The organism is Amycolatopsis sp. (assembly GCF_035276945.1).
Lineage (GTDB): Bacteria > Actinomycetota > Actinomycetes > Mycobacteriales > Pseudonocardiaceae > Amycolatopsis_E.
Window position 1 is genome coordinate 1 of the sequence record NZ_DATELF010000175.1, and the last position, 15,743, is coordinate 15,743.

General features: G+C 70.3%; 17 protein-coding genes. 3 read left to right on the plus strand and 14 right to left on the minus strand.

Translation table 11 applies throughout. From position 1 onward, the window contains the following. Positions 1–592 precede the first annotated feature (592 nt). Complete coding sequence (locus VJT49_RS31640; RefSeq protein ID WP_324168644.1) at positions 593–730, plus strand: hypothetical protein; 138 nt, start codon at positions 593–595, stop codon at positions 728–730. 116 nt (positions 731–846) lie between these two features. Here the strand turns inward: VJT49_RS31640 and VJT49_RS31645 are convergent, their stop codons facing one another. The 7 genes from VJT49_RS31645 to VJT49_RS31675 all read right to left on the minus strand — a co-directional run bounded on the left by VJT49_RS31645 (position 847) and on the right by VJT49_RS31675 (position 7,817). After that, positions 847–1,938, minus strand: a complete 1,092-nt coding sequence (locus VJT49_RS31645) for an acyl-CoA dehydrogenase family protein (RefSeq protein WP_324168645.1) — start codon at positions 1,936–1,938, stop codon at positions 847–849. A gap of 163 nt (positions 1,939–2,101) precedes the next feature. Then, on the minus strand, positions 2,102–3,280 hold the full coding sequence (locus tag VJT49_RS31650; RefSeq protein ID WP_324168646.1) for an acyl-CoA dehydrogenase family protein: 1,179 nt from the start codon (positions 3,278–3,280) through the stop codon (positions 2,102–2,104). Beyond that, entirely contained in the window at positions 3,277–4,497 is a 1,221-nt protein-coding gene (locus VJT49_RS31655; protein WP_324168647.1) for an acyl-CoA dehydrogenase family protein, read from the minus strand. The genes VJT49_RS31650 and VJT49_RS31655 overlap by 4 nt, the downstream gene beginning before the upstream one ends. A 1-nt stretch (position 4,498) precedes the next feature. Continuing rightward, positions 4,499–5,515, minus strand: coding sequence for a phosphotransferase family protein (locus VJT49_RS31660; protein WP_324168648.1), 1,017 nt, complete (start codon positions 5,513–5,515; stop codon positions 4,499–4,501). A gap of 91 nt (positions 5,516–5,606) precedes the next feature. Continuing rightward, positions 5,607–6,062 carry a MaoC family dehydratase gene (locus tag VJT49_RS31665; RefSeq protein WP_324168649.1) on the minus strand — a complete coding sequence of 152 codons (456 nt, stop codon included), beginning with the start codon at positions 6,060–6,062 and terminating at the stop codon, positions 5,607–5,609. Between the two features lie 228 nt (positions 6,063–6,290). Then, positions 6,291–7,052 carry a 3-oxoacyl-ACP reductase FabG gene (fabG, locus tag VJT49_RS31670; RefSeq protein WP_324168650.1) on the minus strand — a complete coding sequence of 254 codons (762 nt, stop codon included), beginning with the start codon at positions 7,050–7,052 and terminating at the stop codon, positions 6,291–6,293. Between the two features lie 84 nt (positions 7,053–7,136). Further along, positions 7,137–7,817: a DUF998 domain-containing protein gene (locus VJT49_RS31675; RefSeq protein ID WP_324168651.1), complete on the minus strand. Its 681-nt coding sequence runs from the start codon at positions 7,815–7,817 to the stop codon at positions 7,137–7,139. On the opposite strand from VJT49_RS31675, the gene VJT49_RS31680 reads away from it, so the two are divergent. After that, positions 7,816–8,028 carry a hypothetical protein gene (locus VJT49_RS31680; protein ID WP_324168652.1) on the plus strand — a complete coding sequence of 71 codons (213 nt, stop codon included), beginning with the start codon at positions 7,816–7,818 and terminating at the stop codon, positions 8,026–8,028. The two genes, VJT49_RS31675 and VJT49_RS31680, sit on opposite strands and share 2 nt — an antisense overlap. An 84-nt stretch (positions 8,029–8,112) precedes the next feature. Here VJT49_RS31680 and VJT49_RS31685 read toward each other — a convergent pair whose 3' ends face one another. From VJT49_RS31685 to VJT49_RS35520, 3 genes are read right to left on the minus strand one after another with little or no spacing between them, the layout of a single operon-like run. Further along, positions 8,113–9,684: an alpha/beta hydrolase gene (locus tag VJT49_RS31685; RefSeq protein ID WP_324168653.1), complete on the minus strand. Its 1,572-nt coding sequence runs from the start codon at positions 9,682–9,684 to the stop codon at positions 8,113–8,115. 54 nt (positions 9,685–9,738) lie between these two features. Continuing rightward, positions 9,739–10,287, minus strand: a complete 549-nt coding sequence (locus VJT49_RS35515; protein ID WP_414636127.1) for a TIM-barrel domain-containing protein — start codon at positions 10,285–10,287, stop codon at positions 9,739–9,741. Then, a complete protein-coding gene (locus VJT49_RS35520) occupies positions 10,287–10,556 on the minus strand; it encodes a TIM-barrel domain-containing protein (RefSeq protein WP_414636128.1) in 270 nt (89 codons plus the stop codon). The genes VJT49_RS35515 and VJT49_RS35520 overlap by 1 nt, the downstream gene beginning before the upstream one ends. A 321-nt stretch (positions 10,557–10,877) precedes the next feature. Here VJT49_RS35520 and VJT49_RS31695 point away from each other — a divergent pair, with 321 nt between their 5' ends. Continuing rightward, positions 10,878–11,042: a hypothetical protein gene (locus VJT49_RS31695; protein WP_324168654.1), complete on the plus strand. Its 165-nt coding sequence runs from the start codon at positions 10,878–10,880 to the stop codon at positions 11,040–11,042. Positions 11,043–11,304: 262 nt separating this feature from the next. On the opposite strand, the gene VJT49_RS31700 is transcribed toward VJT49_RS31695, so the two are convergent. From VJT49_RS31700 to VJT49_RS31715, 4 genes are all read right to left on the minus strand, one after another. Further along, positions 11,305–12,417 (minus strand): CapA family protein, encoded by a 1,113-nt coding sequence (locus VJT49_RS31700; protein ID WP_324168655.1) that lies wholly within the window; start codon positions 12,415–12,417, stop codon positions 11,305–11,307. Positions 12,418–13,106: 689 nt separating this feature from the next. Further along, complete coding sequence (locus VJT49_RS31705) at positions 13,107–14,150, minus strand: LCP family protein (RefSeq protein ID WP_324168656.1); 1,044 nt, start codon at positions 14,148–14,150, stop codon at positions 13,107–13,109. After that, positions 14,147–14,650, minus strand: coding sequence for a SigE family RNA polymerase sigma factor (locus tag VJT49_RS31710; protein WP_324168657.1), 504 nt, complete (start codon positions 14,648–14,650; stop codon positions 14,147–14,149). The genes VJT49_RS31705 and VJT49_RS31710 overlap by 4 nt, the downstream gene beginning before the upstream one ends. A gap of 130 nt (positions 14,651–14,780) precedes the next feature. Further along, positions 14,781–15,566 (minus strand): SAM-dependent methyltransferase, encoded by a 786-nt coding sequence (locus tag VJT49_RS31715; protein WP_414636132.1) that lies wholly within the window; start codon positions 15,564–15,566, stop codon positions 14,781–14,783. Positions 15,567–15,743: the final 177 nt, after the last annotated feature.

Genomic DNA, 15,743 nt, shown 5'->3' on the forward strand with positions numbered 1-15,743 from the left:
CAATGCGGACTGATCAGCCTGGTAGGAACCGTTGTCGCACCCAGGGCGGGCAAGCCCTGGCGGGAAAGACCGAATGCCGGTGGTGAACGGCGTCGGTAAGCCGTGTGCGGGAGAACCGCACGCACGGTTTAACGGGCGGGAGCTGGAAACGAGACAACACGGGCCATGGCCACCGTAGTGGGACAGCCTCGCGGGAAACCGCAGGAACATAAGGCTACGGGTCCTTCCGTCAGTGGATGTCATCGCGCCAGCTCCCGACCCTCCTCGACGAGGAACGCGTCTGTTGTCTCCGTCAATTATCGAACCTGTGTTCGTAGTTGTCGACGATGCACTCGGTGTTTCGCGCGAAGGTGTGAAAACGTGCCGTTCAGTCTCGGCGTTTCACCTCTTTGGGGCGGGCACGGAGGTGCGCGCGTTCGCCCTGCTTGCCGAACAGGCCGAGGAACTCGACTGGCCGGTGGCACAGTCGGGGAATGGGTGAGCACATCCCGTCCGATGTGACCGGCCGTACCGACGTGGCCGGGGTTTGGGCCGCGGGCAACGTCACCGATCTGACCGCCCAGGTCGGTGGCGCCGCGCGGCCGGTGCTGCCGTGGCCGCCCAGATCAACGCCGACCTGGTCACCGAGGAGGCCCGACAGGCGGTCGCCGCCTACCGGGACCCGCTCTCGGCGGGGTCCGAAGCGTGTGTTCGCGAACAGGTCATCGGTGGTCGTCGCCACAGCCTGTGAACCGCGTCGCGAGGCAGGACTCGCCGGTCGCGAAGGCTGGACTCGCGTGTCGCGAAGGCCCGACTCGTGGGTCGCGAAGGGCCGACTCGCGGGTCGCGGGGGCCGGACTCGCGGGGTCAGGGGAGGTTGACGAGGGTGGCGAGGCGGGTGCGGTGGCGGCCGGGGGTGCCCAGGGCGAGTTCGTCGGCCTTGGCCCGCTTGAGGTAGAGGTGCGCCGGGTGCTCCCAGGTCATCCCGATGCCCCCGTGCAACTGGACCGCCTCCTCCGCCGCGTGCACCGCGACCGGCGCGCACGACGACTGTGCGACCGCCACGGCGACCGGAACGTCGGCGTCCCCGGTGGCCAGTGTGTCGGCCGCGTAGCGGGCCGCCGCGCGGGCGGCGACGAGTTCCAGGTACTCCTCGGCGAGCCGGTGCTTGAGCGCCTGGAACGACCCGACCGGCCGGCCGAACTGGTACCGCTGCTTCACATAGGCGACCGTCTCGTCGAGACACCACTGCGCCACGCCGAGCTGTTCCGAAGCGAGCAGGCCGGCGCCGAAGGTGAGCGCGTGCTCCAGCGCGGCCGGCGCGCGGCCGGGACCGGCGATCGGCCGCGCGGGCGCGTTGTCGAAGGCGACGTCAGCGAGCCTGCGGGTGAGGTCCAGCGGCGTGATCTCCGTGATCGTCGCCGCGGAAGCCTCCACTGTGTACAGTCCGGGACCGTCCGGGCCTGCCGCCGGAACCACCAGCACCTCCGCGGCCGTCGCGTCGGCCACCGTGCCCGTCCGTCCATTGAGGACACCGTCGGAAAAGCTCACCGAGGACGGGAACGCGGCGCCCGGCCACGTGGTGAGCGGCACCGCGAGCGCACCGATCACCTCGCCGGAGGCGAGCCGGGGGAGCAGTTCAATGTCCCCCGCCGCCAGCAGCGCCGACGTGGCCAGCACGGCGCTGCCCAGGAACGGCACCGGCACCACACCGCGTCCCAGCTCCTCCATCACCACGGCGACCTCACGCGCCGAAGCACCGTGGCCGCCGAGCTTCTCCGGCACGGCCAGCCCGGCCGCGCCGAGCTCGGTGGCCAGCGTGCGCCACAGCTTGAGGTCGTAGGGCTCCGCGCTTTCCGTCCGCGCGAGCACCGCCGTCGCGGGCGCCCGATCGGCGAGCAGGGCGCGCACGCTGGCCCGGAGGTCGTCCTCGACCTCGGAATAAAGCAGATCGCTCACCTCGGCGGGTCCTTCCGTGTTTCTGGCGGGCTTGCGCGCTCACATGATCGCGTCACCAGGGCGCGATCAGTTCGCGGTGCCGGTTTCCGGCGTGGGGCGCCCTGCCGCCGCGATCGCGTCGCCTTCGGCGTTGCGCGCTCGATGGTCATCCAGGTGCCGCCACTCACCGTGGCAGGTCCTTCCAGGCGACATCCTTGTCGGTCCGCGGTTCCGACGGCAGGCCGAGCACACGTTCGGCGATGATGTTGCGCAGCACCTCGGAGGTGCCGCCCTCGATCGAGTTGCCCTTCGCGCGGAGGTAGCGGTAGCCCGGTCCCCGGCCGAGCATGTCCACCTTCTCCGGGCGGCGCAGGGTCCAGTCGTCGTACCGCAGCCCGTCTTCCCCGGCCAGTTCCACTTCCAGCCCCGACAGCGCCTGTTGCAACCGCGCGAACGCGAGCTTCATGGCCGACCCCTCCGGGCCGGGCTGGCCGGAGGCGAGTTGCTGGCGCAGGCGTGTCGCGGCCAGCCGCATCGCTTCGGCGTCCACCCAGAGCCGCAGCAGCCGGTCGCGAAGTTCCGGGGTGCGCAGCTCCGGGTGCTCGCGCCAGGTGCCGGCCACGATGCCGACCAGCCCGCCCTCACGCGGCAGGGCATGGCCACCGATGGCGACACGCTCGTTCATCAGCGTCGTCTGCGCGACCTTCCAGCCTTCCCCGACCTCGCCGAGCCGGTAGGAGTCCGGGATCCGCACCCCGCTCAGGAACACCTCGTTGAACTCGGCTTCCCCGGTCAGCTGCCGCAGCGGGCGCACGTCGACCCCGGGACCGGTCATGTCGCAGATGAAGTACGTCATGCCCCGGTGCTTCGGCACGTCCGGATCGGTCCTGGCGACCAGGATCGCGAACCGGGCGATATGCGCGGCCGACGTCCACACCTTCTGCCCGGTGACGACCCAGTCGTCGCCGTCCCGGACCGCCCGGGTGCCGAGCGCGGCCAGGTCGGAACCGGCTCCCGGCTCACTGAACAGCTGGCACCAGACCTCCTCGCCCGTCCACAGCGGACGTAGGAAGCGCTTTCGCTGTTCGGGCGTGCCGAACCGCAGGATCGTGGGCGCGGCCATGCCGAGGCCGATCGCGATCCGGTACGGGTTGTTGTCCGGCGCGCCTGCGGCGGCGAGCTCGTCGTCCACAACGGACTGGAGTTCACGCGGCACGTCGCGGCCGCCGAGGTCGGCTGGATAGTGCACCCAGGCCAGGCCCGCGTCGAACCGGGCACGAAGGAACTCCAACCGGTCGGTGGTCGCCGGATGGTGGGCGGTCAGCAGGTCCCGGACCCGCGAGCGCAGCTCTTCGGCGTTCATTTCGCCTCTCCCCGGTACTTCTTGAGCTCCCACAACGCCAGCGAGCGCTTGTGCACCTCGTCCGGGCCGTCGGCGAGCCGCAGCATCCTGGCCTGCGTCCACAGCCCGGCCAGCGGGAAGTCCTGGCTGACCCCGCCCCCGCCGTGTGCCTGGATCGCCTTGTCCAGGATCCATTCCACCGAGGCCGGGGTGGCGATCTTGATGGCCTGGATCTCGGTGTGCGCACCCTTGTTCCCGACCGTGTCCATCAGCCACGCGGTCTTGAGCACCAGCAGGCGCAACTGTTCCACGCGCACCCGCGACTCGGCGATCCAGTCCTGCACCACGCCCTGCTCGGCGATCGGCTTGCCGAACGTGCTCCGGCCCAGCGTCCGGCGGCACATCAGCTCGATCGCCCGCTCGGCCATCCCGATCAGCCGCATGCAGTGGTGGATCCGGCCGGGACCGAGCCGGGCCTGGGCGATGGCGAACCCGGCGCCCTCCTCGGCGAGCAGGTTCTCGGCCGGAACCCGGACGTCGTGGAAGATCACTTCCGCGTGCCCGCCGTGCGAACTGTCGTCATACCCGAACACCGTTATGCCCCGCTTGATCTCCAGGCCCGGCGCGTCCCGGGGGATGAGGATCATGCTCTGCTGCCGGTGCGCTTCGGTGTCCGGATCGGTCTTGCCCATCACGATGAAGATCTGGCAGTTCGGGTTCATCGCTCCGGAGGTGAACCACTTGCGTCCGTTGATCACGTAGGAATCGCCGTCCCGCGTGATGCTGGTGGCGATGTTGCGGGCGTCGGAGGAGGCGACGTCGGGTTCGGTCATCGCGAACGCGGACCGGATCTCGCCGTCCAGCAACGGTTCCAGCCACTGCTTGCGCTGCCGCTCCGTGCCGAACATGGCGAGCACTTCCATGTTGCCGGTGTCCGGCGCGGCGCAGTTGAGCGCGACCGGCGCGAGGTGCGGGCTGCGGCCGGTCAGCTCGGCCAGCGGCGCGTACTGGAGATTCGTCAGACCGGCACCGTGTTCGCCGGGCAGGAAGAGGTTCCACAGACCCCGACGGCGCGCTTCCGCCTTGAGGTCCTCGACGACCGGCGGCGTGGCCCACGGGTCGGTGCGCTCGGCGAGTTGTCTTTCGAAGACGGGCTCCGCGGGATAGATGTGCTCGTCCAGGAATTCCGCGAGCTTCGCTCGAAGCTCCTCGGTCCTGGCGTCGAAGGCGAAATGCATCCTAGTCCTTAAGGGTTTCGTTGCCGAGCCGCGCGAGGGGGACGACCGCGGCGCCGATCTCGTCGAATCCGGCGCCGACCGTCTTGCCCTGGCTGAAGCGGTAGTAGATGCCTTCGAGGATGACCGCGAGCTTGAACAACGCCAGCCCGACGTACCAGTTCAGGGCCGAGACGTCCCGCCCGGACCGCTGGGCGTAGCGGTTGATCACCTGGTCAATGGCGGGGTAGCCGGGCGCCGAGCAGACGTTGGACACGACCTTCAGGTCGACCTTGTCGCGTTCGGCGTAGGCGACCAGGAGGGCGAGATCGGTGAGCGGATCCCCGAGCGTGGACATCTCCCAGTCCAGCACGGCGGTGATCCGCGTGCCTTGGACCAGGACGTTGTCCAGGCGGTAGTCGCCGTGGACGATCGCCGCGCCCCCGGAGGCCGGGACCGCTGTGGCGAGGCGGTCGTGCAGGCGGTCGATCCCGGGCAGGTCGCGGCTGCGGGAGGCGTCGAGCTGCTTCTTCCACCGGCGCAGCTGCCGCGCCAGGAACCCTTGCGGTCGCCCGAAATCCGCCAGGCCCACCGAACCCGGGTCGACCGCGTGCAGGTCGACCAGGGTGTCGATGAGCGCGTCGGCGATCGCCCTGGTCCGCTCCGAACCCACGCCGGCGAGTTCGGTGTCCGACCGGTAAGGCGTGCCGGGGACGAACTCCATGACGTAGAACGGCGCGCCGAGCACGTCCGGATCCTGGCACAGCGCGATCGCCTCCGGCACGGGAACCGGGGTCGGTGCCAGGGCACTGATGACCCGGTGCTCGCGCGTCATGTCGTGCGCGGTGGGCAGGACGTGGCCCAGCGGTGGCCGCCGGACCACCCAGCGCGAACGCCCGTCGCCGACGATGTAGGTCAGGTTCGATCGCCCGCCTGGCACGACCTGCCCGGTCAACGGCCCGGAGACGAGGCCGGGAACGTGCTCGTCGAGGTAGGCGCGCAGCCGGCCCGTGTCGAGGCCGGGCGGGTCGGGGGAACTCACATCGCCTCCTTGCGGTGTCGTGCCCGGTCAGGGTACCGACCAGTCGGTATGTCTTCAAACAGCGCCCGGGTGCGGGTTTCGCGCGCCCGGCTCAGGCGAGCAGCCGTCCGACGAACTCCGCGACGCAGGCCGGCTTCGGTTCCCCGTCGATCTCGATCCTCCAGCGCACCACCGCCTGCTTACCGCCCGGCACGTCGGTGATCTCGACCAGTTCCGCGCCGCCGCGGACCTTCGCGCCGACCTTCACCGGCTGTGGGAAACGTACCTTGTTCAGGCCGTAGTTGATGCCCATCGACAGCCCGTCCACCCGGTAGGTGCGCTGGGCCAGCAGCGGGATCAGCGACAACGTCAGGAAGCCGTGCGCGATCGGGGCGCCGAACGGGCCCTTGCCGGCCTTTTCGATGTCGACATGGATCCACTGGTGATCGCCGGTGGCGTCGGCGAAGGTGTTCACCTGGTCCTGAGTGATGGTGTGCCAGTCGCTGTGGCCGAGATGCTGCCCGGTGGCGGCGGCGAATTCGTCGAGGCTGGAAAAGACGCGCGTCATGTCAGAAGCTCCCGTCTGCTGCGCTGACTGCCGGGGCTGGGAAGGCGGGGCCGGGCCGCTCGACCTTCCGCCGGGTTGGCGCGCCACCGCGATCGTGTCGCCAGGGCGCTGTTCGGGGGTGTGGGTCGCGTGGTGTGTTACGGCGCCCTGCCGTCTCGATCGCGGGCCTGGCGGCCTCGGGCGCGCTCTGGGGCTGGTTTGGGTGCCGCGATCCGGCAAGGCTTCGCGTCATGCCTTCGGTCCGCCGGCGACGTAGACGACCTGGCCGGAGACGAACCCGGCCCCCTCGCTGACCAGGAACGACACCACGTTGGCGATGTCCTCCGGCCGGCCGACCCGCTGCACCGGGATCTCCCGGGCCACGGCGGCCTTGAAGTCCTCGAACGGCACGCCGAGCCGCTCGGCCGTCGCCGCGGTCATCTCGGTCTCGATGAAGCCGGGGGCGATCGCGTTCGCGGTCACGCCGAACTTGCCCAGCTCGATGGCCAGGGTCTTGGTGAACCCCTGCAGGCCGGCCTTCGCGGCCGAATAGTTGATTTGGCCGCGGTTGCCGAGCGCGGAGGTGCTGGACAGGTTGACGATGCGGCCCCACTTCTGCCCGGTCATGTGCTTCTGGGCCGCGCGGGTCATCACGAACGAGCCGCGCAGGTGCACTCCGATGACCGCGTCCCAGTCCTGGTCGGACATCTTGAACAGCAGGTTGTCACGGGTGATGCCGGCGTTGTTGACCAGTACGGTGGGCGCGCCGAGCTCCTCGGCGACCCGGGTGACCGCGGCTTCGGCCTGCTCGGTGTTGCTGACGTCGAGCCCGACCCCGATGGCCTTGCCGCCGCCCGAAACGATGGCCTCGGCGCCCTGCTTGACGCCCGCTTCGTCCAGATCCAGCAGCCCGACGGCGAATCCGTCGTCCGCGAGCTTCCGGGCGATCGCGGCGCCGATGCCCCGGGCGGCCCCGGTGACGATTGCGACACGCGAGTGGGAGTCGGTCACGTGCTTTCCTCCTCGGACGTTGAGTGGCTAAGCGAGCGCTTAGGAAGTTACCCGCACCAGCGTAGCTCGGTGGTGTGACGTAGGTCATTCCCGGCGAAGCAGGGGCACCGCCAGCGTGATGATCGTCAGGATCTCGGTCAGCGCCATCCCCCGCTCGACCAGGCCGAGCGGGATCGCCTGCCACCAGGGCAACCCACCACCCGCCGCGAAGACCACGATCGCGCCGAGGACCAGCCCGAACCACAGCAGGGAAGCGACGGCGAGACCCTGCGCCATCCGGCGCCAGATCGAGGAGTGCGGGAAGATCCGCCGCGAGGCCAGCAGGATCCCGATGGGCAGGCAGACGAACCCGACCACGCTGGCGATCCGGTGCACCACGCCACCCACGCTGGGCCCGACCGCCCAGTTGGTCTTCGGGAAGGCCACGATCACCAGCAGGCTGACCGTCCACAACGCACCCGCGACGGCGGGGAGCGGCGGCAGCGCTCGCCGGAGGACGTGCGCGGCGAACAGGACGGCCGAGCCACCCGCGACCAGCACCACGGCCGTGTCGAAGATCCACTTGTGGGTGGACAGCCCGTATTCGCTGATGGTGCGGCGGAGCGGGCTGATCGCGTCCGTGGGCGGGATGAACTGCAGCAGCAGGATGAGCGCGGCGCCGGCGACGACGGCGAGGACACCGGCGATGCCGGACAGGCCGGGGGCGCGGCCCTGCCCCGGGACCGGGCTGGGCGCGGGGGTCGTCGGCTCGATCCTGGTGCTCATGGGACCGAGCCTACGGACAGTTCGCGAAGCTCCGCCGAGAGTCGCGTTCGTCATCATCTCCGTAGCTGGGATCTACAGCCGGTTCGACGATCACGACCTGGCAGCGCTCATGCGCGGCGCGGTGCGCGTGCCCGGCTTCGTGCCGGGCGAGAGCGGTTTCCGGTACCGCGCGGGGCAGGAAGCCCGAGACCGTGGTCCGGCGGCCCGGTGACCTCGTTTCGGCCTGGCCGGAACAGCTCCTCATACGGGAGCGTGAAGGGCCGCCCCGGGAGCGCCCGGGGCGGCCACGACAGCTTCAGTACGTCCAGCCGAGGGAACCCGGCGCCGGGACGGGCACCGCGAGTGTCCTGAACGCCGGGTCCTGCGGGGGCACGGCCGGGCAGGTCGCGCCGAACGCGGGCAGTGTGCGGTCGATCAGGTACTCGTCGACCGTCCCGGCGGTGCAGTCACTGTGACCGTACGCGCCATGGCCCCAGCCCTGGTAGGTGACGAGACGGCCGTGCGAGCCCAGCTGGAAGGCGGCGTCGAGCGCCCACGCGTAGGGGGTGGCCGGATCGTGCACGGCGTTCAGGACGAGCAACGGGATGCCGGCCCGGACGCGGAGCGGGTGCTGGGGATTGTTGACCTTCGCGGGCCAGCCGAGGCAGGACACCGAGGCGCTCCAGCCGAGCGTGGAGGTCCGGAGCAGGGGCGCGACCCCGCGCGATTCGTCGAAATACCGCTTGAGCTGGCCGAAGCCGGACACCGGCAGCGACCAGTCCTCGCAGAAGATCGCGAGCGGATTGGGCACCAGCTCGGCGGGGGCCTGGGGACCTCCTCCCGGCTGGAACCGGTGCGCTGGGCCCCCGGAAAACACCGCTTGCCCGACCGCCGTGAGTGAGGAAGCGCTGCCGCCGGTGGACAACAGGGCGATCTCGTTCGCCAGTGTCGACCAGTTCGGCCCGTACAGCACGGAGATCGCGCTCCGGGTGAGGTCCCACCAGGTCGGCTTCGTCGAAGACCCGGGGACGGTGAGCGTTCCCGCGTCCGCCCGGCGCATCAGGTCCGTCCACACCGCGGCGACGTCCTGTCCGTGCAATGCGCAACTCGTGTCACGGTCACACCAGGCGATGAACTCACGGAAGGAGTCCTCGTCGGTGGCGGCCTCGGTGAGCAGGAACGGCTCGGTACCGAGGCTGTGGTCCATATTGGAGTCGACCACCATCGCGCGGATCCGGTCGGGGAACAGTTCGGCGTACTCCTGGCCGATCAGGGTGCCGTAGGAGATGCCGAAGTAGCTGATCTGCCGCTCGCCGAGCGCGGCCCGGATCGCGTCGATGTCGCGGTCGACGCTGAGCGTGTCCACGTGGTCGAAGAGGGGACCGGTGCGGGCGCGGCAGTCGGCGCCGAACCGGGCGTTGAAGGACAGCAGCGCGGCGTATTCCGCCTCGGTGTCCGGTACCAGGAACGGTTGCTGTGCGGCCAGTTCCGCCGAGCACTGGACGGGATTGCTGCGGCGCACCCCGCGGGGGTCGAAGCCGATGATGTCGAACGACTTCAGGATGCCCGGGCTGAGGTGGCCCTGGGCCTCCAGCGTGAAGTCGACACCGGAACCACCGGGCCCGCCGGGGTTGATGACCAGGGGTCCCCGCCGCGCCGCCGGGTCGGTGGCCGCCCGGCGGGCGACCGCCAGGGAGAAGGTGGGGCCGCCGGGATCCGACCAGTCGATCGGAAGGGTGAGCGCCCCGCACCGTACCGCCGGGTCCCCCGGGCTTTCGGGACAGGGCTGCCAGTCAACGGGTTCCGGCCGGAAACCCCCGGTGGTCGTGTGGTCGTCCGGTGCCGCCGAGGCGGCGGCCGGGGTGAGTCCGGCCACCGCCAGTGTCACGGCCGCCACCAAAGCGACCGCTCTGCCCGTTCCGCGCACGTTTCTCCCTGCCGGTCAAACGAGTGACCTGGTGAAAACTTGCCTTACCGCGCGGACGAGGCTACCGCTTCGTGACGTTTCAGCCCAGGAGGTTCTCGAGGCGCGGGCGAAGACCGGAATGCGCTCCGGTGGCGCGTCCGCGGTGATCACCCGCCCGCCGTGGTGGGTTTCGCCGGTCCAGGCGCCGACCCGGTCGCCGAGCGGGAGGTAGACCGCGCGGGAGGCCGCGCCGGGGAACAGCACCGGGGCCACCAGCAGGTCGGGCCCGAGCATGAACTGGTCCTCCGTGGTCCAGGTGCGCGCGTCTTCGGGGAAGTCGACGAACAGCGGGCGCATCGGCGGGATGCCCCGTTCGTGCGCCACGCGCATCCGTTCGGCGAGATACGGCCGCAGGCGTTCGCGCGGCCGGAGGCTCTGCTCGATCAGCGCCAGCGCCTCCTCGCCATAGGACCAGACCTCGTTCTGGCCGCCCAGCATGTCCGGGCCGAACGGGGTGCGCGGATCGCGGTGGCCGTGCAACCGGAACGGCGGGCAGAACACCCCGTACTGGAACCAGCGGACCATCAGTTCCCGGTAGGCCGGCGATTCCGGGTCACCGCCGTGGAAACCTCCGATGTCGGTGGGTTCGCCACGGAATCCCGGACAGCGCGACGTTGAGGCCCGCGGCCAGGGGCCCGCAGCGAGTCCCAGGTGGCCGCGATGTCCCCGGACCACAGGGCCGCGCCGTAGCGCTGGCTGCCCGCCCACGCCGACCGGCACAGCACCACCACCACCACCACCTCGTCGTCGCCCTCGGCGCGGATGCTTTCGTGGAAGGCCCGCGCGTTGGCCATGGGACAGAGGTTGGCCACCTCCGCTTGGCCCCGGCCGGAACCGCAGGTTACGAACGTCAGACGACGAACCGAAGCATGACAAGGCTCTGGGAATACGATTTCCGGAAACCGAATCGTCGAATACGACTTCAATGTGGAGCGAAGGTCCTTGAAAACGTCAGACCCGCACGGAGGTCACGTATCCGCACCCGTGTCCTGACTGAATCGGAGGGATTGACGAGTCCGGAACCGGCCTGGAACAGTCCGTCATCATCCCGCTGACCACGCTTCGCCGAGGGTGTGGGGATGCGTCGAATCGATTCGGCTGGAGGTGGTCCTTCGATGCGGAAGAACCCGTTGTCCACGCTGCGCCGCCTCGTCCTCGCGATCATCGCGGCACTGCTCGTGGCACCGGTGACCGCGATCGCCGCGGACTACTTGTTCCGTGATCCGAAACTGCCGTTGCCCAGCCGGATTGACCACTTCGCTGTCCAAAGCGGACAGTAGGGTCGCGCACCTGACCGTCCGGCTGGACGATCCGGTCAGCGGCACGGTGCTCGGCACCGCGACCGTGCCCGGCACCGGGAACAAGTACCGCTACGTCACCGGTGACGGCGGCGCCCGCGAAGGCGCGGGGCAGGCACGACGTCTACCTGGTCTTCGACGGTCCCGCGAACGACGCGGTGAACGCACGATCGGCTTCGAGATCACCTCGTCGTCCGGCGGGCTGAATTTCACCAGCACCAGCTCTTCGGTGTCGTTGTCTTGGTCAGGGACGGGTGAGGCCTTGCGCGCCCGCGCCACGGCTGAGCACGATCCCGTCCGTGCGGGAGAGCGCCTGCCGGGTGCGGGTGGGGTCGGCGCCGGGGGCGTCGGTGAGGTCGAGCAGCCGGATGGGCGGGCCGAGGTCGATCAAGGTGGGCAGGTACTCGGCGCGGTCGACCGTCCATCCCGGACCCGAGCGGGTGAAATGGAAGCGGGCGAGCACACCTTCTTCGGTGGTGCCCCGCGGTTCCGAATGCCGGGCCACGAGGTTGCCCATCCCGTAGGCCACCCATTTCCCGTTGATCTTCTCGAACGGCTGCACCACGTGCGCGTGATGCCCGATGATCAGGTCGACGGCGGGGTCCGCCAGCAGCCGCTGCGCGATCCCGCGCTGCTCCGCCGTGGTCTCCTGCTGGTACTCGGTGCCCCAGTGCAGGCTCGCCACGACGATCTCGGCACCCGCGGCCCTTGCCCTGCGGGCCGCCGCGAGCACGCTGTCCGCGTCCAGGGTGTTGGCCAGCCACGGCTTGTCGGCGGGTACTTTCCTGCCGTTGAAGCCGAACGAGAAGGCCACGTGCCCGACCTTCACGCCGTGCACGTCGAGGATCAGCGGCGTGGCGGCCTCGGCCGCCGACCGGGCTGAACCAGTGTGCCTGATGCCGCCGGCGTCCAGGGTGTCGAGCGTGCGGGTCACGCCGGCCGGGCCCATGTCGAGGGTGTGGTTCGACGCCGTCGAGCAGTCGTCGTAGCCGGTGTCGGCGAGTGCGCCGACGATCTCGGGAGGGGCGCTGAAGTCCGGATACCCCTTGAATGGCCCGGACGCGGGGGCCAGCGGGGTTTCGAGGTGGCAGATGGCGAGATCGGCCGCGCTGACCGCCCGGCGTACGCCGGCGAGCAGGGGCCGGTAGTCGCGCGTGCCGCCGCCGTCCGAGGACGCCTGGTCGGTCAGCTCCGGGTGGACCAGCACATCGCCGCCGGCGACGAGGCTGAACCCGGGGTCGGCCGGCTCGCCGGTGGTGACGGGTGTCTGGGGCGCCGGTGCGGCGGCCGGCGAGCATGCCGCGACGAGCGCGAGCGTCCCGACGAGCGTGATCAGGCGGATCATGGGAGTCAGCATGACATCACCGGGAACGCAGGCGTGAACCGAGCGTGAGATCGGATCGTGTCGGTCCTTGACAGGCGAAAGAACCTGCGTCTGGAGGAGTACGGAATGCGGCACGGCAGGAACACGGTCCCGCAGGCATCTCGGTGGCGAGGGTGCCGGGCGCCGGAGGGGAGGATCTGACGCCCTTCCGTTCGGCCTGGGCGGGGTGTGCTTCGGCTATCAGGTGGCCAACCCGATGCTGGCCCAGCGGATCGGCGCGGCGCTGCCCCGGTGGAACCTCAACGCGCTGGCCGAGGCGGTCGTCTTCCTGTTCGCCGAGCACCGCGCCGAATACGAGGAGAGCCTGAAACTGCTGGTGCGCGACTGGTTCATGGTGGCGGCCGAGCTGGGCCGGTTCCCCGAGCTGACGGTCTACTCCTCGCAGGCCGGCTTCCTGCTGGTGAAGCTGCCCGCCGGGGTGAATGGCTCCGAACTCGCCGACTATCCGTTCGCCGAGCGTGCGCTGCTGGTCCGCGAGTGCGGCGACAAGATCGGGATGACCAACCAGTTCCCGCGGGTCGCCGTGCGGCCGGAGGGCGAGGTCGGCGGGCTGGTCGAGGGCCTGCGTGGGTTCCCCGCTCGACACCGGCCGTGGAACTCGTGCGCTCCCTCGGCTGCCCCGGCCAGGGAAGTGCGGGCACTTCCCTGGCCGGGGCCGGCCGTCAGTTCACGCAGCCGTCCTTGCCGGACGGCGGGGCGCTGCCCGTCTCCGGGGGCGTGGTGGGAGCGGGCGCCGTGCCCGCGATCAGGCCCTGGACGAACGAGCGGACCTGGGCGGGATCGACGCCGATCGCGTCGACGCGGCCGGGGCCGCGCATCGCGGAGCCGGTGATGGGGATGGTGGCCGCCCGTAGCTGGTCGGTGCGCAGCCCGTGCAGCTGCCCGGCGAAGGCGAGCAGGTCCCAGCCCGGATCGACGCGCACGTTCTCGCGCACCACGGTGAGCAGGGCGTTCAGCGCCTGGGGGTCGTTCAAGGCCGGACTCCCGGTCAGCCGGCGGGCCAACGACGCCAGGAAGGCCTGGAGCCGGACGACCCGGTCGAGGTCGCCGTTGGGCAGGCCGTGCCGCTGCCGCAGGAACGCCAGCGCCGAGGGGCCGGTCAGGGTCTGCTCACCCGCCGGGAACGAGGCGCCGGAGAAGCCGTCGTGGACGGGCCACCGCAGGCAAACCGGGACGCCGCCGGCGGCGGTGCTCAACCGGCCGAAGGCGGCCATCTCGACGGTGGCGTAATGGTCGATGTGCGCGCCGGTGAGTTCCCCGACGGTGGCGACCAGCTTGTCGATGCCGCCCAGGCGGTAGGCCGCGTTCAGCTTGTCCTCGCCGGAACCGGGGATGTCCACCCAGGAGTCCCGGGGGAGCGAGACGAGATCTCCGGTGCCGTTTTCGCCGAGGTGCGCCAGCACGATGGAATCGGCGTAGCCGTTGTCGTCGACGCCGACCAGCAGCACGTTCTGGCTGATCGGAGCCGCGGCGCCGGTGGCGGGGCCGGTCGTCGCGCCGCGATGCGACAGCCGGGGAACGATCACCCCGGCGACCGCGGCGATGACGACCACGGCGGCGGCCACCGCGAAAAGCGGCCCGCGGCGCCGGCTGACCCGGCCTGCCCGGCGGTGGAGTTCGTCGAGGACGGCCTGGGGGTGGGGGGCGCGGTCGGCCTCGGCGGCCACCGCCTCGCGGATGAGCGGCTCGGTGAAATCGAAACTCACGACAGGACCTCCGTGACGTGACTGCTCGCCGCCCGCAGGGTGCCCAGCGCGCGGGAGATGTGGCTGCGGACGGTGCCCGCCGAGCAGCCGAGGACTTCGCCGATCTCGGTGTCCGTGCGGTCCTCGTAGTAGCGCAGCACGAGCGCGGCCCGCTGTTTGCGTGGCAACACGGCGATGCGGGCGCGCATGGCGTCCCGCTCGGCGTAGGCCACGGCGGGGTCCACGGCCGGCCGGCCGAGCGCGTCGAGCGTGTGGTGTTCGGAGGCGATGTCCCGGGCGGCGCGACGGCGGCGCCAGGACAGGTACTCGTTCGTCACCATCCGCCGGACGTAGAGGTCCGGCGCCCGCAACGACGCGATCTTCGGCCAGCGCCGCTGGACCCGCAGCAGCACCTCCTGGACGACGTCCTGGGCCAGGTGCGGATCGCAGGTCAGCGCGGTCGCGTAGCGCAGCAGCCGATCGAGTCGTTCGGTGACGAACTCGTCGAAACCGTCCGGCACTCGTCGCTCCCTTCCGTGGTTCGGGCAGATGCGCACTCCAAACGCGGTGGGGCCCGGCGGATGTTGAGTCCGCTCCGGAATTCGGCCACGACGACCGGATGTACAACGACCTATCGAGCTCGCTCGGGTTTCAGGGCTTGCGCCCGACACCCACGTAGCACAGTGCGTTCAGGTCCGGATTGTCGGAAATGTCGCCGACGCCCTGGGGTCGCCACAACGCGCTGCCGACCAGTCCCGGTTCGACCAGTTCGAATCCGGTGAAGAACCGCAGGACCTCGTCGTGCGTGCGGGTGAAGGTGTCGGTCTGGGTCTTCCGGTACTCCTCGCTGGCCTCCGGCTGCCCCGGCACCTGGCTGTCGGCGGAGCCGTGGCTCAGCGCGAAGTAGCTGCCCGAGGCGAGGTGGTCCCGGTAGCGGGCCACGATCCCGAACGGATCCCAGGAGTCCGGAGCGAAATGCAGCAGCAGCAACATGAACAGGCCGACCCGCTGACCGAAGTCGAGCAGTTCGGCTGCCCCGGCGAAGATTTCCGTGACATCGCGCAGATCCGCGTGGAGCACCGTGGCGCGATCGTTGTCCTTGAGCAGCAACCGGCTGTGCGCGACGGCCACCGGATCCTTGTCGACGTAGACCACCCGGCACGTGGGATCGGCCTGCTGCACGATTTCGTGCAGGTTGCCGACGGTGGGGATGCCCGAACCTATGTCAAGGAACTGCCGCACCCCGGTGGAGACCAGGAACAGCGCGGCCCGCCGCAGGAACGCCCGGTTGATCCGCGCGACCTCGCGGGCACCCGGCATGATCCGCATGATCTTGTCGGCCAGCTCGCGGTCGGCCTGGAAATTGTGGTCACCGTCGAGCAGATAGTCGTACACCCTGGCGGAATTGGGTATGCGCAGGTCGACTTCGGGGGGCATCCAGTCTGCGGTCACGCGGCGAGTGTACGGGCAGGGTCGATGCGAAACGTGGTCGGAATCTTCCATTTCTGAACGAAAATGCCGGGCGCGGGACGCGACAGAACGCAAACGACCGCACAGTGGAACTCCACGGGAGATCACCAGTAGACTTCACGGCGGCGCGGGGGATCTGGGGCT